Origin of the sequence: Vibrio hepatarius (assembly GCF_011806575.1) — a bacterium.
GTDB classification, from domain to species: domain Bacteria; phylum Pseudomonadota; class Gammaproteobacteria; order Enterobacterales; family Vibrionaceae; genus Vibrio; species Vibrio hepatarius_A.
The window spans coordinates 36896-59728 of record NZ_JAATOO010000013.1 but is presented as its reverse complement, the minus strand read 5'-3'; the positions used below and the strand labels follow the sequence as shown (position 1 = coordinate 59728).

Sequence of the window (22833 nt, the reverse complement as noted above, 5' to 3'; positions counted from 1 at the left end):
GTCTCCTCCAAACCTTTATAAACAGCTGACACGGGATTTCATTGAGCGAATATAGGTGCGATTAATGTCGTCACCCCGATCAAGGTTGGAGCTGACCCATACAGGGGGCGCAACATTTTGCTCAGCCAATAAGCACACGGTTTCGGTGACTAAGGATTGAATGATCGCAAATCCAACGACCGATGATGCTGGGCAAATTTTTTCGTCCACCCCTTCGACGCTGATCAAGGCATCGCCATAAGGGACATGAAGGTCGATCAACACATCCGCACAGTCACTTAAAAACTGACCACTGCTATGCTTAGGTTGTGTTTGCTGACTGAACGCCAACGATTGAAGTGCGATAACTTTCAGCCCGCGTTGTTTGGCAGCGATTGCGATGTCGATGGTTGGAATAGTTCGCCCAGCGACGGAGACCAACACGATACAATCGTGCTTACTGACCGATTGGTCATTGAATATCATCTCGCCAACACCCTCTGTTTCGTAAATGAGATCAGACGCGAACGCCGTTCGAGGAGCGGTGGCAAAGAGATGGGGCAAAATAGGATTCACTGGCACAAGGCCACCAGCACGATAAAACATTTCCATGGAATAACACTGGCAATGTCCTCCGGAAACATGGATCAGACCATCGCTTTTGATTGAGTCTGCCATGATGCTGGCAGCGGCTTCGATGTTTCGGCTTTCATTGGCCATAATTTGGTGGATTATGGACTGGCATAATTCGTTGAAGTTGTTCATTTCCTATCTCCGTATCAGCATTAAAGAACACCCAAATAGTGCAAAGCGGTAGCCCCGACAATCATCAGCAGCATGACTTTTACTGGAGAGAAACCGCGCATAATCAACTGGTAACAGCCTATAACCACTACAAGGGGTAAGATGTTGGGCATGATTTTGTCAAGAACGCCTTCCTGCAGATTGAGGACGCCTCCATTGAGGTTGAGCGACCAATCCAGTTTTACCTTAACAAAGGTTGCCGAAAGCGCGCCGACGACCATCAATCCCAACATAGTTGCGCCTCGGCCGAACGCCGCAGTTTGCGCTTTTAAGGTGTCGAGCGCACTCAACCCCAATCGGTAGCCATAGTTGAACAACGGCACAAAAATAGAAAAGCGCACCATGTTGAACAGAACAAGAAAAATAAGCGGCGCCACCGCAACCTTATCTAACGCCAACGACGCCGCAATGGAGGCGGTGATCGGCAATATGGTCAGTTGACACATTGCATCCCCGATCCCTCCGATCGGCCCCATCGCCGCGACTTTAAACGAACGAATGTTTTCTAGCGGTTGCTTTCCTTGCTCCATAGCCAGAATGACCCCCGCCATAAAAGTGACGAGCCATGGAGATGTATTAAAAAATTCATTGTGCAGTTTTAGCGACGCGGCAAGATCTCGTCTGTTGGTATGAATCCGCTTCAGAGCCGGGATCATGGCATACAGAAATCCAGACGATTGCATGCGCTGATAGTTGAACGAAGCTTGCACCCACAGCAAGCGCAGCCAAGACAGACGCATTGTCTTCTTGTCCAGTACCGCATCGGTACTGGTGTCTTCATAGGTATCGACACGACTTGCTTGATTCTCTTTCATGCTAAATTCCATCTTGATCGTGGTTTGATTCGACCCCAGCTATCGTCACGCGGTCACTTTGATTGAAGTAGTCAATAACGGCAATGGATAGTCCGAGTAACGCTACCGCAATAACTGGCAATTCAAGGTAAGAAGCGGCCACAAAGCCGATAATGAAGAACGGCATGTATCGTTTTTCTTTCAGCATCATTTTGAGCAGCATGGCAAAGCCTAATGCTGGCATCATGGCCCCCGCAAGGCTAAGCCCTTCAATCATGGTTTTCGGCACACTGTCCACGATGGCATTCGCCACCACATCGCCATAAAAAATCGGGATAAAAGCGCAGATCGCATAAGTCGAAAAGTACGCGACCATACCGCAATAATTGATCCACTCAATGCCGCGGGTGTGACACCGTTCAGCAAATCTATCGACGTTCGGCATTAAAGCCGCAAAAGACGTGAATTGAAGAATGGTCAGTTGTTGCATTAGGATGGCAAAAGGTATCGCGACACCGACAACCGCGGTGGAAGACAGGTTCGATTGAATGCCAAAAACCACGCCGACAGCGGCGCCGATCGTCACATTGGGAGGTTGAGCCCCAGCCAATGGCATCAAACCTAGCCAAGCAAGTTCTAATGTTGCGCCTATCTCCAATCCTGTAGCAAAGTCACCCGCAAGCAACCCTACCACTGGGCCAGTAATAATCGGACGGCCAAGCATTAACCCCGAGCCATAATAATCCAACCCAGCAATCCCTACCCATAAGCTGATGATAAGTACCGTTAAAATGTCCATAAGTTACCGCCTTTATAGAAACTGACTAATATTAATAGGCGTGTCAGAAGGGTTACGTTGAATAGTGCATTCAACGCCACGTTGGATTAACTCACGAAATGCGTTTTTGTCCTCTTCGTCGATGGAGACGGTTTCATGAATTTGCTCCTTACCCACTTTGTAATGCATGTTACCGATATTAATTTTTGTAATCGGTACGTTCCCTTTCACTAAAGAGAGGGCATCTTGTGGTGAGCGTATGAGGATGAATATCCGTTGCCAATCTGCCGCCTTATGCATAGTATCGATCGTTTTTTGAATGGAGAAAAAACGCGTATCAAATCCTCTAGCACTCATTCTAGCCAGCACTTGCTGATTGAAGTCGTTTGCGACAGTATCGTTGGCAAACAGAATTAAGTTGCACCCAGAATAGGGGGCGTGACTGACTGCCACTTGCCCATGTAATCCTCGTTCATCGATACGAGTGTAAACAATATTTGCCATTGTTTATTCCTTTATAAAAATTACCCCCTACTCCAAAACCATTTCGTATAATAATAATTAATGATATTATAAAAATAGAAATTGAGTCACAAGGAAAATAAGTATCGAGTAAGTTGCATAACGCTACATCGTCGATATTAATATCTGAAAACATAGAAGTTTGTGATTAAAATCATACTCCCCATTTTATTCAATACAACCTCAAAACCTTTCAATATAATGATTACGAAAGACTCACAGATCTAATTGAAACTTATAAACTCGATTAAAATTAAACAATTATTTTTTACGTTGTGACTAAAATGAAAGATAATTTTATAAGAATGATTGAAAAGCACTTCACATGACGATTAGATAAATGTCACAATTCTTTATCATTAGAATTAGCAATATTTTTATAAATATTTAAAACAAGTAACAGATGAACAATCACGAATTCATTTTGTCTAATACCGTGTGATATATGATTTCAAAGTCACCAAGGTTGATAGCTTGGACTTGGAATTGACGTTTAAGGGTATACATATGAAAATTGTAAATGCTTTAGTATCTTCTTGTGTAATGTTTACTGGTGGGGTTCATGCCTCGAGTGAGTTGTCTTCCTGTGCCTCCTTAGTCCCCAATGGCCATGATTACCAGGTCGTTATTACATACGATTTTGAACATGGTAAAGAAGTTAAGAGATTTGTTGGAATAACCAGTAAAAAGGATAAGAAGTTATCAAAGCTAAAGGAAGCGATGCCGTTTGTTGATTGCATCAAGAATGAAATTAAAAAGTAACTTCACATAAGACAAAAGTACAATCTGTATTTTTATCTATTGTACTTAATCTTGTCGGCCTAATTCTACTTTTATGAGTCATTGAAAATAATTTCAACCGATTTGATAATTGATTGAATGTCTACTCTAAGGATTGCATTCTTTCAACAAAGATCTTATTTAAGTCATCCGAGGTGTTTTCTAGGTCATCAACAATAATTGAGTTTGACTCTAAACTTTTCTTGATAATCCATTTTCCTTCGTCAGACTGATAATAATCAATAAGCTTCTTTAATTCCTCATCGGTGTAGACTGACAGCCCTTTCAAATATGATTGCATATATCTTTGCTGTCCATATTTATCTAGCTCATCATCACTGAATACCGACAGCTCTTTCATATATGACTCCATATACTTTTCTTGCCCATATTGGTAATCCAAGTCATACTTTGATTCAAAGTAATCTTCCGCAAGCAATGAATAAAGTTCTACGATCTGTTTCTTATGTCTTATAAAAGAATGTCTCGCTGTTTCTTTAAACCCAAGGGTCTCGGCAACTTCGTGTTCTAACTCGCTCCGTTGACTCGCATGCAAAGATAAAGAAACAAATAATAATGAACAAAATACATTTTTCATTTTTCATTCCTCAATGTTGGTGTGTAAGAACGCTAAAGCCTGCGCTATAAACAATGCTTGGTTAACAACAGCCCAGTTAACAGAATGGTGTCCATGTCAGAATGCCTCGATGATTTCCTGTATGTGAATACCCAACGACAGGTCTGCCAGTTTAGAGGTGGTTCGACCATGTTTAATAGAACCACACCATTCTTCGTGGAGATGGATAAATGAATCAGACCAAAACGGTAACTCTCTAGGAGGATCAGGCAAACGCTTTGCGTCGTCGAAACCAACAGTTTCTGTACCAGTTTCATTAAACAAGCTCAGAAAGAGGCTGTTCTCATGAAGAGTGGAATATCTGAGTTCGCCTTTTTCAAATACGAGCTGCATGTGTAATCCCAGCTCTTTTCCTGTGTCAGATTTACTGGCATGAACTCTAAAATAAGCCCCTTTCTCTGAGCAGCCCATCACATAGCCGTTGTCATCCACTTCAACCAAACCGTCTGATTTTGCTCCTACTCGGGTTCCTTTCGCCGTCCTGATTCGGTTAACCACAATCGGGCTAGCTCCCATAAAACAGAACAAATCCAAAAGATGACAAGAGAGATCGCCCAACGCACCACTGCTCTTGCCCTGAAGCGCAGAGTCACGCCAAGTCAAGTGGTGACGAGTTAGTGTAGAATTTTTGTTAAACTCTGCTGAGAAGAAGTGCAGTTCCCCTAATTCGCGCTCATTTATCAGTTGCCTCATCGTATCGATAACTCGGTTGTACCGATAATTAAAAGAAACAATGCTGCCTTTCGGGGCGATTTCCTGAAGATATAAAGCAGAACTTAGGTCTGATGAAAGCGGTTTTTCGCACACAAATGGAATTGGTTTGTAACGAAGTATCTCTTCCGCGACGCTGACATGAAGATGGTTTGGCGTACAGATTACAAATCCCTGACTCACCTCCGCGAGTCGCTTCAGGTCTTTGCAACGACTTACTGGCAGGGTGCAGATTTTGCTTAGCTGTCGTACGTTATCTTTATTGACATCAAATAAAGCTAACCCAGTAACCAGCTCATTAAGGCAAAGCGCACGGACATGTGCGCGGGCAATACTACCACAACCTACAATTCCAATTATCATTCTTGTAGCTTCTTCAGTACGTTCAGTATCCCATGGCAATAAGCTCCTTCCAGGCTGCTGCCGTGCTGCTTAATTGCAAATGGGTCGGCGTTTTCTACCAGATAACCTTTCCCTGCCTGAGCAAACATCGCGAAATCATTCGCACTATCACCAAAGGCGAGAATAGCTTCTTTAGGAAGTGTGGTTTCTTCCATAAGAAAGGCCACCGCCTGATCCTTGCCACAACTTAAAGGGATAAATTCGACATCATAACAATCAGTTGGATCTCCCGCAGCAGGGTTGCAACGGGTGAAAACGACACGCACCCTTCGTTCATCAGCTAACGCCTGGATATAAGCAAAATCGTTAGACATTGTTGGTCCTTCAGGGTAGTAGTAACTGACTTTATAGGGGCCTTGATAATCCTCAGGTTGTTTCCGCAACGGCATACCCTTTTCCAGCAGAATACAGACTATACTGTCGACCTTCTCACGACTGTAGCCTGACTGGTGTATCCGTTCTGACCACGTTTTAGAGGGACAGAGCCTACCATTTCTAACCCAGTAAAATTCGGTACCAAGGCTGCAGCAGATAAAATGGGGACTTCGTGAAATATAATCTCGGGATTTTCGCCATGCCGAAGCCAAATTTGTTCCAGTGACCCAACCCAATAGAATTCCTTTCTTTTCTGCACTGGACTCAATGTAGGATTCCAATTCGGCAACCCCTCCCAGAAGCTTGTCATCACACGCTGTGGGTATATAGGTTTCATCCAGATCGCAACACACAACTGTCCGAATCACTGCCGGGAGAGGAAATTCAGCTGGCAATTTTTCATTGAAAATAGTCATGTAGCACCTCACTGATCGAGTTCTGTTCTTGAAATGACATATGGTTATGCAGAGGAAGGTGGAACAATGCAGAATGAATTCTTTCAGAGGCACTAAACTGTTCTGGACAAGAGTATCCTATTGCCAGTGGATGTTCTCCACTATGTGAAAGGCTCGGGTAGTAAATGTCTAACTCAACTCCCCTTTCACTTGCAAAACCAAACAAAGAAGCACGATCTCCCTCGCGGAGCAAAATAGGGAAAAGATGCCATGTGTTTTCATTTTTCTCAGACGGAAGTGATATTTTATGGCACAAATCAGCCAATAACAGATAATAACGGGCTGCAAGTAGGCATCGTTTTTTTGCATTGTTATCAAAATGTCGGAGTTTGACACTAAGCGTGGCAGCCTGCATGTTATCCATGCGGCTATTCAATCCCCAGTCTTGGGCTTTTTTGTTCTTTTTACCTTCGGCGAACCCATGATAAGAATATTGCCTTGCTAGGCGCGCAAGCACAGCAGAACGGGTTAACACCGCACCGGATTTACCGAAAGTCCCTATGTTTTTATATGGGTTGAAGCTCAGACTCAGCAGATCGCAGTGATTAATCAGCGAGCGAATTCCGAAGCACTGGGCGGCGTCTATAATCACGGAAATATTGGCTTCGTGGGCAACGCGGTAAGTCGCTCGAATATGCTGGCACGAACCATAAAGACATACTGGTAATACAGCCTTTGTTCTGGGCGTCCTGAGCCGCTCTATTTCATCAGGAAGCATATTGAAAGACGTATCAATATTCGCAAACACAGGCACAGCACCAACAGCCATCACCGAGTTTTCTGTTGCCGCGAAGGAGTTCAGAGGAACGATGACTTCATCTCCAGGACCAACACCGATCGATTTCAGGGCAATTATTAACGCATCAGTGCCACTACTGGTAGCAATACATGTATGTGCATCATAAAAGCTTCTTAATCTCTCTTCTATTTCCCCGATATAAGGACCGCTGGTAAAAAAACCGCTGTCAATAACATCTGAAAGAATGTCTCGGCACTCCAGCCGTTCTTGACGTGAATTCAGTCTAGAGAGAGGCAGAAATGCGATATTTCCGGAATCGTCATATTCATGTTCGTCGTTGATTCTGTAGTAAATATCTTGAAACCACTCCTGTAGATCATTCTCCGTTAACGCACTGAATACCAATTCATTGACTGTGCTCACATCGTCTATTTTTTTCATAAAAAATTCCTCTATTTGATTGAGGCCCGATTAAAAACACACAACACGACGATGATTTTTTCACGAGTAGTATCACATTATTTACGCCCAAGTATTTTCGTAACAAGTCACACTTTCATTGTTATATGTATGATTAATTTTTATTTTTAAATTAGTGAAATGCATACAAACATGACCTAGCACCAGAAGTTTAACTCTTATACTTATTATTTTTACTTTGCATTTCTATTGACTTATTTTATGGATTCAATTACAAATTATCGTAGAGTTTTAATAGTTAACTCTATGGCGCATCGAATTACTTAGTATTATTAATAGGTTAAAGCGTTATAACATCACTTTGTTTGACTGAATTAACAGATTTAAAGTACAGCTTCTTTGGCCTCATCTAAGAATAATGGACATACATTATAAGTTAGATTTGCTATTTTCTAACAAATCAAACTTTTGATCTTTGCCTTCTTCTACTAACCAAAGCTCTTTCAATTCCCATCTATCAAGCACTTTAACGCCATACACATATACTCTAGCCTCTCCTTTTGAACCTTTGATCGTATAATTTAACCTACCTTCAGCCCCTGAGTCGCGATAGTGTATCTCACCAAAAACTATTAACTCTGGTTTTAAGTTGTCTCCAACTAACTCTATTACCTTTGGATTATTTTTAATTTCCTTAATAGATAAATCATATAATTCACCTTTGATTAGAAGTAAAATGCCGCATATCAATAATGGAAAAGAAAGAAAAAATATAAAACCTGCATTCCGCCACTTTTTTTGTACTGATTTAAAATGTTCAACATCTTCCCAATGTCTATTGGCCCATGCCCACTCATTGCCTTTCAATCCTAGAAAAAAATAAAAAAGATATTAAACACTGGTACAAATATCAAAAAGGAAATATATGTACCATTCCCAATTCCCCATATCCAACTGAGTAAAAATGCTCCCCAGTTCCAACCTTTTATTTCTTCTGGAATCTCTGTTTTATCATTCATTTATTCTTTCTCACAATGTAACTTATTCATAAAATCAAACCATTAAGTATCTGTAGTTCAGTTAAGTTCTATATACAAACCTGCGTCTATTGAGCCACCCCATTTTTTGGATTCACTTAATCCATCAAACTGTATTTTGGGATTTAGGAGATCATTAGGATTTCCTTTCAAACCATCTCCAAAATTGGTCTTGCTGTTGGCTCCAATGCCAATTTGCCCATAATTTATTCCCCAGTTAACCTCTGAGCCCATACTCCACCTAGAATCGGCACATGGTCGCTGTTTATTCGCATTACCAGTATCCAAAGGGTCATACCCCCATCCTAAGCCTACTCCCACACCCGCATGAAGTTTGCCAAAAAACTTGTTTGTATTGGGGTTATATCCTATTACCATTCCACCGCCTGCACCCGGGTAGAACATAAAACTGAAAGACAGTACATCATCGTCATTGATGCATCACCGGCAGGAGCAACCCCGTGTAGGCGAATGCTGGCTTGCCAACCACATCCAACACACGCTCACCTTCGACAACAGCAATCCCCTGTTCGGCCGCTTTCTGCGCGCTGGCTTTAACGTATTGAGACCAGTGACTGACCCCCTCTTCATTCACCGTTGAAGTATCGGGTTGTTGCAGATCCCACCCTTGTTGATGTTCGAACCCATCGTCAACACCGTCGCTATCAGTGTCACTGCTACAAGGATTGGACAGAGCCGTTTCTGATCCAAACCCAGCTTCGAGATCATCAATGAGCCCATCACCATCAGAATCGTTGCTTAAGTGGTTGGTACAACTTGGTATCTCGATATGATCAGGGATCGAATCGCCGTCACTGTCTAAAGGGAGTAATTTTTGAATTTCTGAAGCCACTTGTGCGCCGTAGTAATCCCTAGCAATCACTTGGACATACAGTGGTTTATCCGCTTCGTACATATCTAGGGTGAGTGCGGTCGTGATTAAATTGCTTTTGTATAGGGTCGGATATGGGTCCTCAGACAAATAGAGATCATAAATAATCCCTGGCGCGTCTACTGACGTTTGCCACTGTAAAGCCAGTTGAGAGAAATTTTGGGTTGTTTTTTGTTGGAAGCTTAGTGTTACTCCCGACGGCAGTTTACCTTCGGGCTCATTAGTCACTTTAACAATATTGGAGGCAGCGTCATGTCCATAATAAACCTGCATTAGTGTTGCATTTGCTTCTTCTTTCGACAACTGGCTTTTGATTAACCGCCCTAGCGAGTCATAATTAAATTGTATCGCATAAGCTTGCGAGGCCATGATACCTAATACTAGACTACCAAAAACTTTCAAAAACATACGATTCACTCAATATTCAGGTAAGCCTAGGAATTAGAAACACAAGACGCATGAGAAAAGATTTAATATCGTCTTAAATAAAAACGATACTAAATCAATATGCACAAACATTTAAATCAAGAATTATTATGAAGGCATAAATATAATATTTACACCTTCATCACTAGCGGAACTTCAATGACAAAATAATCCGCAAGAACAAGAAAAAATAAGCTTACGACGCATATCTAGGTGTTTTAATCCGTCCCTTAATTGCTCTCACGCCAACGTATTCATCATGTTATTTTCGGTAAAAATCACATTTAAATAATGACATACAAAAATTATCTTTATTTATAAATTAATAAAATACATTCGCCTTATGTTAGAAGTATGACTTTTCAACCTGAAATACTTACTTGCTCACCATCTTTACAGCTTTACGGCGCTCTTCTTTAATACAAAAAGGTTGTTGTCCATCACCGACTCGCTGCCTAGATTCCTTTTGAGCCTTTTCTTTATTTGCACATAAAGCATTAGCCAGCTCAGTATTTGGAGGTAGTCTCAGTGCTTGCTTGCGCCGAATAAACTCGGCTTCCATTTTCTTATCAGCGAATACGATGGCTAAGTCCTTATTCACCGCCACATCGAGCACTTGTTGCTTAAACTCTTTCGTCCCAATGATTTTCACCACCCCAAACTTTTCTGCCGCCAACGTCAGTGCAACGGCCGTGTGATTAATATCAGCCTGTCGGTGATACATGACAATTTTCTCACCATCGTCTCGAAACAGCTTCTTGCCTGTGTTCTTATCTGAAAAGTCCACATACTGTTTCGCCTCATTTTTACTGGCAACCAGATCATTCATAGTTAGCGTGAGCTGCGCGGCGATTTCTCTCGCTTTCGTGATCTGTTTGGCGCTTGCTACTGCGCTAAACTCCCTGTGGGCAGCCAAAATCGTATTATCTTTTGGCTCAGGGGAGCGGTAGCGTTCAAGTTCATTTAACGACATAAGTACCTCTCCAATTTGCTCTTTATGTTGTAAGTGCCTGAGCAATCGGATTGACGCCTCAATAGGGGACACTCCGCGCCACCGATGAGCGCTCCTATTGCTAACAAACACTATGGAATTGACAGCTTGTTGCTCTTGACGAGCCTGTTGCTGTTGAACAAGCTGTCGTCTTTGCAGACTGTACGTCTCTTTTAAGATAACTTTGGTTTCATCCCAACTCAGTCCCATGTGCTGCGTGCAAAAGTCACTGACGTTATAAGCACGGTTACCTACTCTGATGCGTGTTGAACCGTCTTTAGCGCTAAAGTGGCGGTATTGTTCGCTCACTAAACCGTGAGAGATTACGAGATGGGACAGTAAGGGTTCGGCTTTCAAGTTGTGTCGAATGGTATGAAAACGGCCCAACTCATTTTGCTCTTGTTGGCGGACTTGGAAGGTATCGAATAGTTGCACCACATAGCTTTTGTTGTACTGCTCCTTGGCTTTAAGGCGCCGCCACACATATAGCGTCGTATTCGGTGATGGGGGGTCTGTGATCCCCAAAACGCGCTACTCGTCGTCGAGGTTCATGACAAGACCATCGCAATTGAGAACTTCGATGGGATTGCTCGATTGCCAAATGATGCGGTGCATGATCAGGCAATAGTTCTCTAGCACAATCTCGCCGTGCTCGTCCTGTTCGAGCCACATTGCGTTGGGACAGACTTGGCAAGCCGTTGGGGATGTCGGCAAATCCTCTTGGGATGCCTCGTTCAACACCAAGCTTTCGATGATACGCCCATCCGTTCGCTGAAAAATTCCGTTGGCTTGCTCGCTTTTGTTCGACAAATCGAATCCCCGAGCTAAGGTCATATTGTTGGTAATATCGCTCTCGCTGCTCATCTAGAAATACCCTTTTGAGTTGAGTCGGCAATGCCTTGTATTGCTCACGCAATTTAGGCGCAGCCGAGTGAATATACTTAACTTCGTGTGATTTGCTGTTCATCCACTCCTCAACCAAACGGTTAACCTGTCTCTCACTCGGTTTCTCACGCTTTAGTATGCGTTGCTCAATAAAATCTGCACAAAAACACGGGTCGGTCAGACGGACATTGCGAGTGGCTCCATGTGGCTTTATCTTCAGGTATGCATCGGGCGTCCCCGCCTTTCCTACCGACACGTCACCGTAGTGATTCAACTCTTGTTTGAACGCCGACATGCTGACGATGTTCTTTGTTTGAATCACATCAAACAACTCGCGTTTCAGTGTAGCGTTTGCCCCGTTGAAGTGATCACCTTTATAACGTGCCAACAAATGGCCATCGTCGACGTTCAATAAGCGTTGATTGTCCCTCGGCGAAATCAAATTATATTGATAATTAATTTTCTCTTGAATCGCTTGAATATAATGTTCATGTGACTTGTAAAAACCAAACGGATTAAGATTCTTAGCATTAAGTAGGTTTTTCTTAGGCATTACGACATGAACGTGAGGGAAACGCTCAACCATAGCTCCGCTACTTTTGTCTTGATAGGATTTAATCTTAGGAAAATGAATCTCCGCGTAAAGATTAAACTCCTGACTTACATAAGCAGACATTAACTCGTTTTTGAACTGGTCATACACGGCTCTCATTGTCGCTTCACTGATATCTCGTTCTGCAAAACTTAAATAGTTTTCCGGATTGTCCGTTTTTGCCATTGACTTAATAATGGTATCAGTCAGAGATAAATCGCCGTCAATGCATATGACTTTATCCATTTGGTCACGGTGCATGTCTCGATTGGATTTCAAGCCATCTCGTAAGTATTCAGCAATGCCATCTTTGCCGCCACGAACGCGAACTAACACTTGTCCATCCCTTTTTCAAAAGCCAAGCGAACCCCAATCAATTCGTTCATCATTCGTAGGTAGAGTCGTTCGCTTACTACCCCACCAAGGTAGGCTTGGTTTAGCTTTCTGGCGATTTGGTTAATGTTGTTTGAGGTTTGGTTTGCCAGATAAACTACGCGCTGTTGCGCCTCAGTAATTTGGTTTGAACCACCCACTTCGACTAGGTTATTCTCGTTCGACAATATCACTCTACGAAAAAGATCCGCCCTATTAACACCAAACGTGTCTATAACCTTTTTAAACGGTTTATATTCTGAAGGTGTCAATCTTGTTTGAATGTGAATAGTCGCCTTTTCTCTATCCATAAATTAACTCGTAGAGTTGCAGGGGTTTAAGGGGATATTATCCCCTTGGCACTCGAATGTATACATTCGACAACGTGCCTGTCGAATTTAATTAGGTTAAAGTGACCTAACAATCTCTTGCAGTTATATTGCAACTTAGAAGAAATAAGCTTTAAATAATTAAATACCAGAACCTATACCTAGCATTTATCTTGCACTTTCCTTGTATTTATCTTGCATAAGGCATGCGGATGGACATTCATAATTTATTAAATGAAACGGCAAATAAATTAAAAGCGCAACTGGCACTGAGCATCCAAAGTAAACAGAGCATCATCAGTTCAAACTTAACTAATATTGAAGTATTAAGTACTTATGGCGTAAGTTATAAAAAACTGCTGGAACATTGTGAGAACCCTATTTCACTCAAACATTTTCATGATTTGATCTACCGAGCGAAAAAGAAACGCGCAAACGACCAAGGTGACATACCGATTCACGCGCTACAACCGCACACCACCGTCCTGTCCGGTCAACCGAATCGTTACAAAACTGAGTCTCCTTCTACGTCCATGGTCCAAATTTACTCTGATGCTGCTTGGATGGCGGCAGGGGTCAACAACGACTACTTACTAAACGCCGTCACCCACACTGACTTGACCCCCGATGAAGTAAACAGTTGGCATTGCCCCAACACCGTGCAGTTAAGTAAACGGATCTCAGAATACCGACAACGTAAAATGAGAAGGAAACAATCATGTATTTGAACATTGCTGTCATAAACAACTCTGGTAACGTGGGTAAATCAACACTGTGTAACATTCTCTTGAAACCAAGGCTGAACAACGCCCAGATCATTAAAGTCGAAACCATTAACTCAGACGGTACTGATCAGGAACGCTTTTCCGCAGATCTCTTTGAAGATATCCTAAGAAAAATGGATGAGCATGACTGCTCTATTGTTGATGTGGGTTCTTCCAATATAGAAAGCTTCTTACTCAAAATGGAGGAGTTTAAGAATAGCCATGAAAGCATTGACTACTTTCTTATCCCTGTTGCACCTTCGAATAAACAACAAATTGATTCTGTCAGTACAATAGACAGTTTGATGGCCCTCGGTATTGAACCAGAGCGAATTAAAGTGGTGTTTAACATGGCAAGTAAGAAGCTTGCTGTCACGAAAGAATATGCGGAGTTCCTAAGCGGCTTACCAGCCTGCATTTCACTCGATAGCTACCCCACGGTGTTCCAATCGACGGTTTTTGATTTACTGGCCAAAATAGATCGGCCGTTTGCAGAAATATTAAACGATAACAGAGACTACCGCGCCCTAATTAAGCAAAATGATTCAAAAGAGCAACGCGGTATCCTCTCTTTTGAGCGCTCCGCACATCAACTGGTCAATGGGTTCAACGACGAGCTCGACATGGCCTTTTCAGCTCTTAAGCTGAACGACGATTAAGGCCACCCAATGACAAACCTAGCCGCCGTAACAAAAGAGCTGACGGTGATGGAACTGCATGAGTTGCGAGAAGAAATAAGCTCGTTGTCAGAGGCTCTCAAGACGGTACCTCGCGAGTACGATGCAGCATTTCAGCAAAAGATTAATCGCGTACTGGATATCACCAGTGAGGTCGAGCATCACACGAGACAACTACGTGATGCGATCAACCAACATCACCAAGTATTCTGTGCCTGTCAAAGCGAGCAACAACAAGCGTACGTGGAATCCTTAGACAAGCGGTTGTCGTCACGATATGTGCAACAACTCGATACCATTGAACAAAAGATTGTAGAAACGATCTGCGAGTATAAGAGGCTAATTTTCATCCACTCGCTTACTGTCGCTCTGTTAACCGGCAGTGTTATTGGTGGGATCTTTTATTTGCTCGCGTTTATCTTGTAATCAAGCAACAGGCCGCTTTAGCGGCCTTGTGTTACATCCACCCCCTTTCTGCAAAGGACACCGTCTCTTCAAAGGACACAACAAAGTGATCGAGGACTTTGATATCAACTAAGGCCAGCGCATCAATTAGGCGCCGAGTGATCCGTCGGTCAGCTTGGCTCGGTTCCGCCATGCCCGATGGGTGATTATGATAAAAGATCACTGCAGCGGCATTCTCAGCAAGCGCCTTCTTCACCACTTCACGTGGATAGACCGAAGCCGCGTCGACCGTACCATTGAACAGTTCAGTTGATGCGCGTACTCGATGCTGGTTATCCAGAAAAATAACACCGAATACTTCATGCTCCTTTGCCGCTAATGAGAAACGGCAATAATTTTTCACCACATCCGGAGATGTCAGCGCGGGTTGTTCGCTGATGAACAACTTTGAGTGAAGAATGTCTGCTGCGGCAGCTAACACGGTTTGTTCGTCAGCCGTAAACAAAGCAGTATCCGCGTAACCACTCGGCATTTTCGATAGCCCGATGGTTTGACATTCAGCCAATTGGGTATTTATCAGTTGGTGGTTCTCTTGAAAAGGCTTTGAAAACTCATCTTTAGAGGAAGCTTTCGACGCTAAGTTCGAGAACTTAGTCGCTTGTGGCTGATTAGTGATGGTTGAGTGGTCTACGTTTGAGTCAGTCATGGCTATGTTTCCTTATCGAGTGCATTTTCATCTTCGTCGTCGCCTGACTGTCCAGACCTCAAACATGGTTCTTATCTGCAAGGGCGCGAAGCGGCTCTGCCCTACCTTGCAGATCAGGCTCTGATTTGAGGATGGTTAACAGGAAGTAGCAAGCCGATAGGGAAAATCACTAAGGAAACGAATGACTGATGAAAAGGTAGGACGCGATTTACCAGACACTTAACAGACAGAAGCGAAAGATCTTTCATTCGCGGCTATGAACTATAAAACGCCCGATGAAGTACTTCGAGCGTTTTGGTTAAAACGTATCACCTCTGATCAAGTCGGATCAGAATGCCATAAACGGTGATACGCAAAGTAGCAAACCAGTTCCGATAATTAAGTATAAAGATATACCTTTGTACTTATGAAGAGACGGTACTTTGTAGACCAGATAAGCTGGGATCAAGCAACCAATCATACCAAAGATTGGGCTACAGATTGATGTGAAGCTAAGGACTGGCAAATTCAGAACAATAGCCCCCCAAGCTAAACAAATCGCAGCAAGGCTGATGCCTTTGGCTACCGATTTCGGGTTTATCTTGTCTTCTGGCATGACTTTCTTAAGAGCCATCATCACTAGACCCTGGCAGGAATCACGGAAACCTAAGTAAACACCGAAGAATGCAGTGATTACCGAGAAGATGTTCAAAGTAAGGCTGAGCAGTTTGAGTGTTGCACCGTCCATGCTCGAAGCAACCATTGCCAGCGCCGAAATGTTTTGCTCTTGCGCGATGAGCGCCTGCTCGTGCGACATAGCCAGCGTGAACGAGATAGCATAGAAAAATACCGTTATAAACAAGATCCCGAAAGCGATGTTCATTGAACGCATTGCTTTATGACGAGCGACTTCAATCGATTTTTCTCGAGAACGGTAAGAGATCACCATTGGGCTTAGCGACTGAATAAACAAAATTGAAGTCAGCGTAAAAGGCAGAAGTTCGATAACATCCTTCCAAGACGCAGCCAATGTAGGAACGTCACCAATGTTCCCAGTATCCCAACGGCTAACCATCATCAATCCAAGCAGAGCAACTGTACCTAACTTGACCAAAACCAAGCCCGAACTCACTTTGAAAAGAAGCTGCTCACCTCTGGACGCCACCGCCACCAGCGCAATCACCAAAGCCAACCCATAGAACGGATTATCAGACAACACCCCGTCGGTTACTCCAAAGCTCTGGAGGAAAGAAGCACTATCATTTGTCATCGCGGTTGAGTAAACGAACATCCAAATCACTATCATGATGAAGTACAGCCCACCAAGGAATGCCCCCCACTTATTCCCTAGATATCCTGAAATCACACCTGCGTAGTCTTGGCACTTAGGCGACTCGGAAAGGGTGTTGATGAAAAGCTTTTGAAAAAGGTACATCGCGGGATAGCCGATGATCGCGGATGCCAAAAAGACCCAAAGCCCCAAGACGCCGACTTTAACAGGTAGAAAAACAATCCCGGCACCGATTGCCATGCCAATTGACATAATAATCCAGCCAATATCTGTTGAATCAAACTTTATGGCTTCGCTCCACTCAGAGTGGGTCATACGAGCTTTTTCGTGAACTGGTTGTTTCTGTGTTTTTGGGCTTAGAGCCTCTACGCTTTCCGTCATTTTGACATTCTCTTGTTGGTGGTTTACTCAAATATATTTGAGCAGAAACCAAACAACAACCTATCCATATAAAATTCATATTTTTTTGGAATGCCGATCATTTAAACAGATGTAAATGTGATTTTGAGCTTACTTTTAGCTTATTTATGCTATTTTTATCAAATATATTTGATAATATTTTTGAACAAACATGTGGTTAAAAATTCAAGCAAACCCAAAAAACTAAAAAATATTTGAGAAATTTATAATTTGATAAAAAGAAGTAATTCGCTAAAGCAAAACACCAAAAACAACTAGCCAGTATCACATGGCGGCATTAAAAGGCCCGATTTTGACATCTTCAAAACCAGTTGCCCTGTTCGTAGATGTTGCGCAGTTAACGATCTTCCACTTGATGTTTCGGCAGAACTAGCAGCCGTAGCTCACAAAGCTTAACGAGGTTAATCATGAAAAAAGAATGGCAACAGTACATCGGCATTATTAAGCAGGTTGTTAAACCTGCACTAGGATGTACTGAACCAATATCAGCGGCGTTTGCGTCAGCTGTCGCAGCGAAGGAACTTGGCATTACACCGGACGCTATTGACGTTTTTGTGTCCGATAATCTCTACAAAAACTCCATGGGCGTATATGTACCAGGAACAAGGAGAATTGGTCTCCCTATCGCCGCGGCATCTGGTGCCATCGGTGGAAACGCAGACGCTGGTTTGGAGGTGTTAGCCGATATCTCTGCCGCTGACGTTGAGAAGGCTCAAGCACTTATTGATGCAGGCAAAGTAAAGATTCACCGTATCGCCGCTGAAGAGTTCATCTATTGCTCGGTTGTAGCTACTTATGAGCACAGCACATCCGTTGTGACAATAAGCGGTGGCCACACCAATGTTGTGACGAAATATCTTAACGGCATGATGACCTACCAGTTGAAAAAAGAAGACTCGATTGAAACAGACTCTGTTTGTAAGGGTATCGATGTCTCAATCGAGAAAATCTACGACTTCGCTTTGAATGCCGAGTTCGACGACATCTCTTTCATTTTGGACTCCGCGGTTCTCAATCAAAACCTATCCAATGAAGGTTTAAAGAATCGATATGGCTTGGAGATTGGTCGCACCATCAAAGAAAACGTGAAATCCGGCCTTCTCTCTGAAGACTTGATGACCAACATTCAAATGATCACATCGGCTGCATCTGATGCGCGCATGGGGGGAGCGACACTACCTGCGATGAGTAACTTTGGTAGTGGCAATCAAGGTATCGCCGCCACACTTCCTGTCGTTGTGACCGCAGATTTTTTTAAATGCTCAGAAGAACAGTTGGCTCGCGCACTAATTATGAGCCATCTAGGTGCAATATACATCAAATCGCATTATCCTCCTCTATCAGCATTTTGTGGTAACACAGTGACGAGCTCAGCAGCTGCAATGGCCATGGTCTATCTCGCGGGAGGCACTTTCGAGCAATCCTGTTATGCCATTCAGAACGTAATTAGCGATACTTCGGGCATGGTTTGTGATGGGGCAAAATCTTCCTGTGCAATGAAAGTATGTACTTCCTCAACGACTGCCGCTCGTTCCTTTATGATGGCATTGCGTAACAGCTCTGTATCAGGTCAAGGGATCGTTGCCAACGAAGTGGAGCAAACCATTAAAAATGTTGGCTCGATGGTAAGTAATGGCATGAGAACAACTGACTCAACCATTATCGAAATCATGTCAGCTTAAAACAATAAGGTGGGTAAATTGGGACTAACAGAATTAACGCAAAGCGACTATGACATCCTTAAAGCCATGGAAAATGTGGTCGAAGGGATCGCAAAAATGTATGGCGAACATACTGAGGTGGTGCTCCACAGCCTCGATGCCAAATCCCCATCGATACTTAAGATTGTCAATGGTCATATTACTGGACGCGAATGCGGAGCTCCAATTACCAACCTGGCACTGCTTAAGCTGAATGAAGGCAAGGACGTATCTGATTCCTACTTAACAAAAAGCGCTAGCGGTAAAACGCTGCGCTCAATAACAACCATTGTCCGCAACTCTAAAGGTGACGCGATTGGCCTACTTTGCGTGAACATCGATATGGATGCACCAATGCAATCGTTTCTGAAGAACTTGTTGCCATTCGGCTTCAGAGAAAACATCCAATCCCCGGAAACATTTGCCAAGAACTTGGATGAAACCATTGATAGCACCATAGAAACAGTTCGCAACGAAGTATTGGCTAACCCCACGATCTTGCCCTCAAAACGAAATCGAGAGGTTGTAACAAGGTTATATGAGTTGGGCATTTTCAAATACAAAGACAGCAAACTTCTTGTCGCCAACCTACTCGGCATCTCTCGAGATACCGTTTATCTCTATCTAAGAGAGCTGGAAACCAAGTAAACCACGCCCCCTATTCTGTTCGGGGGCATGGCTACAATCAGAAAGCAAACCCTCGGGTACGAGCTGGCCAGAGGAACAACGCCGAGAGAGCCACCCCAATTAACACAATAACGATCGGTATGGGAAAATAACATGCAATTTACAACCGAAACCACATTGCTAAGGGACAACAGCCGCCAAACGTTAACTTACCCCTGTTGGACGCCTTTTTCGCTGCCGTCCTTCACGGAGTGAGTTTTCTAATGAATTTTGCGGGTGTCCCACCAACAAGCGTATCCGGTGCAACATCTTTGGTGACAACCGAGCCCGCCGCGACCACAGCGCGCGCACCCACTGTCACCCCCTGACAAATCACAACATTACCACCAATCCAAACGTCATCTTCAACCATAATCGGAAGACTGTGGACTTCCCACTGACGACGTCGTTGGTAATCAAGCGAATGGGTTGGGGTGTAAAACTGCGAATTAGGGCCAATCATTACATTATTGCCAATTTTGATCGTGGCATTGTCTAACATTGTCACCCCCATATTGATATACGTGTCGCGCCCGACAGAAATAGTTTTTCCGTACTCACATAAGAAAGGAGGACAAACAACACTATTTTCTCCGAAAGATTCTAATAGTTGGGCAACGTACGGCTTAGCGGCTTCAAACTGCCGTTGGTTTATTTCTTTTAGTAGGTCAAAGGCTCTGTTTCTAAGAATGCCGAACTCAGAACTGCTCGCATCATAGTCCACACCTTGGCACATTTTTTCAAACTCAGTCATGTCATACCCTCACACGTCTTTTCTCTCAAATAGTAACCCACTGAGATGATTGGTAGATAAAGTGGGGCACTAAAAAACAACTAACGCCACCGTTAAGCAGTGAGACAACGCAACGACCTGACCCGCACCTTAACACTAAAGTGGAAGCAAACTACTAATACTAGGCCTTGGAATTCACTCCTTAAATAGGTTGTTCGCTTTTGCTTTTTAGTTCAGAGGCTGAGATAACTCGGCGGCAATTGTCGACTACCCCATCTTTACTTTTTGTTTGTAAACTGTCGCGAGTCAGGAGCGTGACTTCTAGTTCAGAATGTAATATTGAAGGCTGGTTAACAGCCTCTGTTATGGCTTCAATCCCTTTCTCTGCCTGCAAGTTTTTAGGAATCACTTCGATGCTTTCGATGTCTGTAACCAATACATTACCGTTCAAAGACCACGAACCATCAGCATACAAGTCAAACTCAACCACTCTATCGTTAACATTAGTTTGAGTAACTGAGTTGGCTACACCTTTAAAACTCCCGTCAGGAGAATAGATACTCAGCGCATCGAGCCAAGAAATAGGTAATACTGAACTGCACTGCCATGCACCTAACAGTTGCTCTGAACTGGCTACGGTTCCAAACGATGTTGCGCTCAAAGCTAGGCACACAAGCGGCTTGACAATCTTCATAGCAATTCCCTTACTTTTAATAATGTGATCGATGAAAAGCTAACGCCACATTCAGGTATGAGCGATACTATCCGCTAACTTAAACCATTGCCTCACAAACACTAAAACCAACCTGAGCTGGAAATGCCAAGCGTTGCGCATCACTTTTGAGTGCGTTACTGTAATTCAGCTTTCGAAGAACGGCCAAGTAGTGGTCATCGTTCTCGACCCGGATGATTTCCGTGCTGAAACCACACGCTAGTGCGGCGATCTCTAATGAGATACTGTCAATATCCAACCACTCGAAAGTAGAGCTTTCTTCACCCAAAAATTCGAAACTAATCTTTCTCGTTACAGGCTCGTCCACACCGTTAACCGAGTTGAGGATCACTTGCCCAGTATCCGATAAATTTTGCTTGGCTAAACGTAAAAAAGTCAATAAGTTAGGGGCTGTTCCTACCATACCAATGCTGCGACCTAACAAAAGCCAAGAGTCAAAATGTGAATCAAGCTTACCGTTAAAAATATCTTGGTTAATCACAGAGCTGATACCCCGTTTTCTCATGATGTCACACGCTACGGAAGAAATATCTAACGCGGTTACGTCGAGACCGATGTTTTGAAGATACATTGAGTGCTCACCGACTCCCGCACCAATATCAAGAACTTTACCTTTACATAACGTTAGCGCGTATTGATCTACCGGATAGTAGTCAGCTGGACGAAAGAATATAGAAACGGGGATGTCATACGACCCAACCCCTTCAGTATGCACAAGCAAAGTGGCATCACGGTTACCACTTAAATATGACAGCAGAGCATTACCGAAAATATCTAGTCCATTTTTCATTGAACCTGACCTCCGAGTTTGTCACTTCGTATTTAAGGCGAGAACAATACAGTACACAACGGCTATCGGGTTGCACCTGAAAGTACGGTAGGTGGCAACGCCCTCCTTCATGCTTTGGTGTGTGACGATTGCACTTCGTCTTTTGCCCGTTGAATTGCCGCTTTAATAGCCGCCTTAGCTTGTGGGCTATTTTTCCAACAAGTCGTTCGTAGCATAGAAGCTACCATTGCTGCGATCTCATCCACTTGATAAGCCGCCAAATCAGAAAGGTTATCTATCCAAATTTCTTCAAACCTTTTCAAGACCGTAGGACCGACACCCTTAACCGATAACAATACTTTACTTTCCGACTCAGAAAATGCCATGAAATAATCCTTATAAACATATAACGGTGCTCAATGAGGTTAAACTTATGTCCAGCTAACCCTTTGAGCATCTAGATTTAAACCGAGAGTCGCCTTGTCCAAAAAACACTCTTCGATACTTGTTAGCCGGCAATAACGTTCATGAAGCTAACCAAAGTTTAACGTAACCAATACATTGCCTTTTGTTTTCGCACGACGACTGATACCGGTGCAATGCGGACAAACGAGTGGGATGTTAGCGAATCTATAAATCCTTGCAGCACTCTCAATGGCATAGAGAAGACTCGTTTCACCATTAGATAGTAATGGCTAAGTCACTGAATTGGTGAGGCCTACCACGCTTGTTTTGTTTGCTTTGCTTCCTCATCACTCCAAAAAGGCTAGGAACTTCCGTGAATTAGGGCTTTGTTGTACTGCTTCGAGTTGTTTGTTACGAGGCTGAGACATGAGACTTCGATGATTGATGAGCGTAGCAGATCAGATCGTAACTTCTTGACTCACTTCCATCGATTTAAGCAACAAAGCCGACATAAGTCATTGATATAAAATTAAACGATAAAGCCCTTTCGCCAATTTTAGGCGAACAGATCAAGTTAATATCAAGCTAATCCTAGTGATTTTATCACTAGGTTAACAACTGAATCTAAGAGTATAAGGAGCACTTCTATGTTGTTAGTTCATCTC

At 43.2% G+C, this 22833-nt stretch carries 26 protein-coding genes and 1 pseudogene; 6 read left to right on the top strand and 21 right to left on the bottom strand.

From position 1 onward, the window contains the following. Positions 1 to 15: 15 nt before the first annotated feature. From HCZ42_RS12095 to agaV, 4 genes are read right to left on the bottom strand one after another with little or no spacing between them, the layout of a single operon-like run. Positions 16 to 744 carry a sugar isomerase domain-containing protein gene (locus HCZ42_RS12095; RefSeq protein ID WP_167420938.1) on the bottom strand — a complete coding sequence of 243 codons (729 nt, stop codon included), beginning with the start codon at positions 742 to 744 and terminating at the stop codon, positions 16 to 18. Between the two features lie 20 nt (positions 745 to 764). Continuing rightward, a complete protein-coding gene (locus HCZ42_RS12090; RefSeq protein WP_167420937.1) occupies positions 765 to 1598 on the bottom strand; it encodes a PTS system mannose/fructose/sorbose family transporter subunit IID in 834 nt (277 codons plus the stop codon). 1 nt (position 1599) lies between these two features. Continuing rightward, the gene (gene agaW, locus HCZ42_RS12085) at positions 1600 to 2376 is read right to left on the bottom strand and encodes a PTS N-acetylgalactosamine transporter subunit IIC (protein ID WP_167420936.1); all 777 of its coding nucleotides are present in this window, start codon (positions 2374 to 2376) and stop codon (positions 1600 to 1602) included. Between the two features lie 12 nt (positions 2377 to 2388). Beyond that, positions 2389 to 2859: a PTS N-acetylgalactosamine transporter subunit IIB gene (gene agaV, locus HCZ42_RS12080; RefSeq protein ID WP_167420935.1), complete on the bottom strand. Its 471-nt coding sequence runs from the start codon at positions 2857 to 2859 to the stop codon at positions 2389 to 2391. A gap of 525 nt (positions 2860 to 3384) precedes the next feature. On the opposite strand from agaV, the gene HCZ42_RS12075 reads away from it, so the two are divergent. Beyond that, positions 3385 to 3639, top strand: a complete 255-nt coding sequence (locus HCZ42_RS12075) for a hypothetical protein (protein ID WP_167420934.1) — start codon at positions 3385 to 3387, stop codon at positions 3637 to 3639. Between the two features lie 121 nt (positions 3640 to 3760). Here the strand turns inward: HCZ42_RS12075 and HCZ42_RS12070 are convergent, their stop codons facing one another. The 10 genes from HCZ42_RS12070 to mobC form a co-directional block, all read right to left on the bottom strand. Next, positions 3761 to 4255 (bottom strand): hypothetical protein, encoded by a 495-nt coding sequence (locus tag HCZ42_RS12070; RefSeq protein ID WP_167420933.1) that lies wholly within the window; start codon positions 4253 to 4255, stop codon positions 3761 to 3763. Positions 4256 to 4351: 96 nt separating this feature from the next. Next, positions 4352 to 5368 carry a Gfo/Idh/MocA family protein gene (locus HCZ42_RS12065; RefSeq protein WP_167420932.1) on the bottom strand — a complete coding sequence of 339 codons (1017 nt, stop codon included), beginning with the start codon at positions 5366 to 5368 and terminating at the stop codon, positions 4352 to 4354. Beyond that, positions 5365 to 6198, bottom strand: coding sequence for an HAD-IIB family hydrolase (locus HCZ42_RS12060; RefSeq protein ID WP_167420931.1), 834 nt, complete (start codon positions 6196 to 6198; stop codon positions 5365 to 5367). The genes HCZ42_RS12065 and HCZ42_RS12060 overlap by 4 nt, the downstream gene beginning before the upstream one ends. Beyond that, positions 6182 to 7417: an aminotransferase class V-fold PLP-dependent enzyme gene (locus HCZ42_RS12055; RefSeq protein WP_167420930.1), complete on the bottom strand. Its 1236-nt coding sequence runs from the start codon at positions 7415 to 7417 to the stop codon at positions 6182 to 6184. The genes HCZ42_RS12060 and HCZ42_RS12055 overlap by 17 nt, the downstream gene beginning before the upstream one ends. A gap of 408 nt (positions 7418 to 7825) precedes the next feature. After that, complete coding sequence (locus HCZ42_RS12050) at positions 7826 to 8263, bottom strand: cytochrome c oxidase assembly factor Coa1 family protein (protein WP_217702293.1); 438 nt, start codon at positions 8261 to 8263, stop codon at positions 7826 to 7828. A 209-nt stretch (positions 8264 to 8472) separates the two neighbouring features. Then, the gene (locus HCZ42_RS12045; RefSeq protein ID WP_167420929.1) at positions 8473 to 8811 is read right to left on the bottom strand and encodes a hypothetical protein; all 339 of its coding nucleotides are present in this window, start codon (positions 8809 to 8811) and stop codon (positions 8473 to 8475) included. A gap of 52 nt (positions 8812 to 8863) precedes the next feature. Beyond that, positions 8864 to 9733 (bottom strand): hypothetical protein, encoded by an 870-nt coding sequence (locus HCZ42_RS12040; protein ID WP_167420928.1) that lies wholly within the window; start codon positions 9731 to 9733, stop codon positions 8864 to 8866. A 394-nt stretch (positions 9734 to 10127) separates the two neighbouring features. After that, positions 10128 to 11225 (bottom strand): LPD7 domain-containing protein, encoded by a 1098-nt coding sequence (locus tag HCZ42_RS22110; protein WP_368484187.1) that lies wholly within the window; start codon positions 11223 to 11225, stop codon positions 10128 to 10130. Beyond that, positions 11209 to 12555 carry a hypothetical protein gene (locus HCZ42_RS21845; RefSeq protein ID WP_254868953.1) on the bottom strand — a complete coding sequence of 449 codons (1347 nt, stop codon included), beginning with the start codon at positions 12553 to 12555 and terminating at the stop codon, positions 11209 to 11211. Before HCZ42_RS21845 ends, HCZ42_RS22110 begins: the two co-directional genes overlap by 17 nt. Continuing rightward, positions 12549 to 12779, bottom strand: coding sequence for a plasmid mobilization relaxosome protein MobC (gene mobC, locus HCZ42_RS12030; protein ID WP_254868952.1), 231 nt, complete (start codon positions 12777 to 12779; stop codon positions 12549 to 12551). Before mobC ends, HCZ42_RS21845 begins: the two co-directional genes overlap by 7 nt. A gap of 353 nt (positions 12780 to 13132) precedes the next feature. Here mobC and HCZ42_RS12025 point away from each other — a divergent pair, with 353 nt between their 5' ends. Genes HCZ42_RS12025 through HCZ42_RS12015 form a run of 3 tightly spaced genes read left to right on the top strand, consistent with a single transcriptional unit; the run spans position 13133 to position 14787 of the window. Next, positions 13133 to 13648, top strand: a complete 516-nt coding sequence (locus tag HCZ42_RS12025; protein ID WP_167420926.1) for a hypothetical protein — start codon at positions 13133 to 13135, stop codon at positions 13646 to 13648. Continuing rightward, on the top strand, positions 13639 to 14343 hold the full coding sequence (gene stbB, locus HCZ42_RS12020) for a StbB family protein (protein ID WP_167420925.1): 705 nt from the start codon (positions 13639 to 13641) through the stop codon (positions 14341 to 14343). The genes HCZ42_RS12025 and stbB overlap by 10 nt, the downstream gene beginning before the upstream one ends. 9 nt (positions 14344 to 14352) lie before the next feature. Beyond that, positions 14353 to 14787 carry a hypothetical protein gene (locus HCZ42_RS12015; protein ID WP_167420924.1) on the top strand — a complete coding sequence of 145 codons (435 nt, stop codon included), beginning with the start codon at positions 14353 to 14355 and terminating at the stop codon, positions 14785 to 14787. 31 nt (positions 14788 to 14818) lie between these two features. Here HCZ42_RS12015 and radC read toward each other — a convergent pair whose 3' ends face one another. Next, a complete protein-coding gene (gene radC / locus HCZ42_RS12010; RefSeq protein ID WP_167421003.1) occupies positions 14819 to 15298 on the bottom strand; it encodes a RadC family protein in 480 nt (159 codons plus the stop codon). A gap of 502 nt (positions 15299 to 15800) precedes the next feature. Continuing rightward, the gene (locus HCZ42_RS12000; RefSeq protein ID WP_167421002.1) at positions 15801 to 17057 is read right to left on the bottom strand and encodes an amino acid permease; all 1257 of its coding nucleotides are present in this window, start codon (positions 17055 to 17057) and stop codon (positions 15801 to 15803) included. Positions 17058 to 17569: 512 nt separating this feature from the next. On the opposite strand from HCZ42_RS12000, the gene HCZ42_RS11995 reads away from it, so the two are divergent. Together HCZ42_RS11995 and HCZ42_RS11990 are read left to right on the top strand one after the other, a co-directional pair. Then, positions 17570 to 18844 (top strand): L-cysteine desulfidase family protein, encoded by a 1275-nt coding sequence (locus HCZ42_RS11995; RefSeq protein ID WP_167420923.1) that lies wholly within the window; start codon positions 17570 to 17572, stop codon positions 18842 to 18844. 66 nt (positions 18845 to 18910) lie between these two features. Next, positions 18911 to 19510 carry a helix-turn-helix transcriptional regulator gene (locus HCZ42_RS11990; protein ID WP_439848998.1) on the top strand — a complete coding sequence of 200 codons (600 nt, stop codon included), beginning with the start codon at positions 18911 to 18913 and terminating at the stop codon, positions 19508 to 19510. A gap of 223 nt (positions 19511 to 19733) precedes the next feature. Here the strand turns inward: HCZ42_RS11990 and HCZ42_RS11985 are convergent, their stop codons facing one another. From HCZ42_RS11985 to HCZ42_RS21840, 5 genes and pseudogenes are all read right to left on the bottom strand, one after another. Further along, positions 19734 to 20282: a sugar O-acetyltransferase gene (locus tag HCZ42_RS11985; RefSeq protein ID WP_167420921.1), complete on the bottom strand. Its 549-nt coding sequence runs from the start codon at positions 20280 to 20282 to the stop codon at positions 19734 to 19736. A 181-nt stretch (positions 20283 to 20463) separates the two neighbouring features. After that, the gene (locus tag HCZ42_RS11980) at positions 20464 to 20955 is read right to left on the bottom strand and encodes a hypothetical protein (protein WP_167420920.1); all 492 of its coding nucleotides are present in this window, start codon (positions 20953 to 20955) and stop codon (positions 20464 to 20466) included. A 79-nt stretch (positions 20956 to 21034) separates the two neighbouring features. Then, positions 21035 to 21784: a class I SAM-dependent methyltransferase gene (locus HCZ42_RS11975; RefSeq protein ID WP_167420919.1), complete on the bottom strand. Its 750-nt coding sequence runs from the start codon at positions 21782 to 21784 to the stop codon at positions 21035 to 21037. 107 nt (positions 21785 to 21891) lie between these two features. Further along, positions 21892 to 22149 (bottom strand): helix-hairpin-helix domain-containing protein, encoded by a 258-nt coding sequence (locus HCZ42_RS11970; protein WP_167420918.1) that lies wholly within the window; start codon positions 22147 to 22149, stop codon positions 21892 to 21894. 186 nt (positions 22150 to 22335) lie between these two features. Then, positions 22336 to 22607, bottom strand: a pseudogene (locus tag HCZ42_RS21840) (transposase); the annotation flags it as partial. Between the last annotated feature and the right edge of the window lie 226 nt (positions 22608 to 22833).

What these genes read in the sequence shown, in the direction of transcription:
- HCZ42_RS12095 (WP_167420938.1), bottom strand. Translation starts at nt 744, where the DNA reads ATGAACAACTTCAACGAATTATGCCAGTCCATAATCCACCAAATTATG.
- HCZ42_RS12090 (WP_167420937.1), bottom strand. Translation starts at nt 1,598, where the DNA reads ATGAAAGAGAATCAAGCAAGTCGTGTCGATACCTATGAAGACACCAGT.
- agaW (WP_167420936.1), bottom strand. Translation starts at nt 2,376, where the DNA reads ATGGACATTTTAACGGTACTTATCATCAGCTTATGGGTAGGGATTGCT.
- agaV (WP_167420935.1), bottom strand. Translation starts at nt 2,859, where the DNA reads ATGGCAAATATTGTTTACACTCGTATCGATGAACGAGGATTACATGGG.
- HCZ42_RS12075 (WP_167420934.1), top strand. Translation starts at nt 3,385, where the DNA reads ATGAAAATTGTAAATGCTTTAGTATCTTCTTGTGTAATGTTTACTGGT.
- HCZ42_RS12070 (WP_167420933.1), bottom strand. Translation starts at nt 4,255, where the DNA reads ATGAAAAATGTATTTTGTTCATTATTATTTGTTTCTTTATCTTTGCAT.
- HCZ42_RS12065 (WP_167420932.1), bottom strand. Translation starts at nt 5,368, where the DNA reads ATGATAATTGGAATTGTAGGTTGTGGTAGTATTGCCCGCGCACATGTC.
- HCZ42_RS12060 (WP_167420931.1), bottom strand. Translation starts at nt 6,198, where the DNA reads ATGACTATTTTCAATGAAAAATTGCCAGCTGAATTTCCTCTCCCGGCA.
- HCZ42_RS12055 (WP_167420930.1), bottom strand. Translation starts at nt 7,417, where the DNA reads ATGAAAAAAATAGACGATGTGAGCACAGTCAATGAATTGGTATTCAGT.
- HCZ42_RS12045 (WP_167420929.1), bottom strand. Translation starts at nt 8,811, where the DNA reads ATGGTAATAGGATATAACCCCAATACAAACAAGTTTTTTGGCAAACTT.
- HCZ42_RS12040 (WP_167420928.1), bottom strand. Translation starts at nt 9,733, where the DNA reads ATGTTTTTGAAAGTTTTTGGTAGTCTAGTATTAGGTATCATGGCCTCG.
- HCZ42_RS12025 (WP_167420926.1), top strand. Translation starts at nt 13,133, where the DNA reads ATGGACATTCATAATTTATTAAATGAAACGGCAAATAAATTAAAAGCG.
- stbB (WP_167420925.1), top strand. Translation starts at nt 13,639, where the DNA reads ATGTATTTGAACATTGCTGTCATAAACAACTCTGGTAACGTGGGTAAA.
- HCZ42_RS12015 (WP_167420924.1), top strand. Translation starts at nt 14,353, where the DNA reads ATGACAAACCTAGCCGCCGTAACAAAAGAGCTGACGGTGATGGAACTG.
- radC (WP_167421003.1), bottom strand. Translation starts at nt 15,298, where the DNA reads ATGCCGAGTGGTTACGCGGATACTGCTTTGTTTACGGCTGACGAACAA.
- HCZ42_RS12000 (WP_167421002.1), bottom strand. Translation starts at nt 17,057, where the DNA reads ATGACCCACTCTGAGTGGAGCGAAGCCATAAAGTTTGATTCAACAGAT.
- HCZ42_RS11995 (WP_167420923.1), top strand. Translation starts at nt 17,570, where the DNA reads ATGAAAAAAGAATGGCAACAGTACATCGGCATTATTAAGCAGGTTGTT.
- HCZ42_RS11990 (WP_439848998.1), top strand. Translation starts at nt 18,911, where the DNA reads ATGGAAAATGTGGTCGAAGGGATCGCAAAAATGTATGGCGAACATACT.
- HCZ42_RS11985 (WP_167420921.1), bottom strand. Translation starts at nt 20,282, where the DNA reads ATGACTGAGTTTGAAAAAATGTGCCAAGGTGTGGACTATGATGCGAGC.
- HCZ42_RS11980 (WP_167420920.1), bottom strand. Translation starts at nt 20,955, where the DNA reads ATGAAGATTGTCAAGCCGCTTGTGTGCCTAGCTTTGAGCGCAACATCG.
- HCZ42_RS11975 (WP_167420919.1), bottom strand. Translation starts at nt 21,784, where the DNA reads ATGAAAAATGGACTAGATATTTTCGGTAATGCTCTGCTGTCATATTTA.
- HCZ42_RS11970 (WP_167420918.1), bottom strand. Translation starts at nt 22,149, where the DNA reads ATGGCATTTTCTGAGTCGGAAAGTAAAGTATTGTTATCGGTTAAGGGT.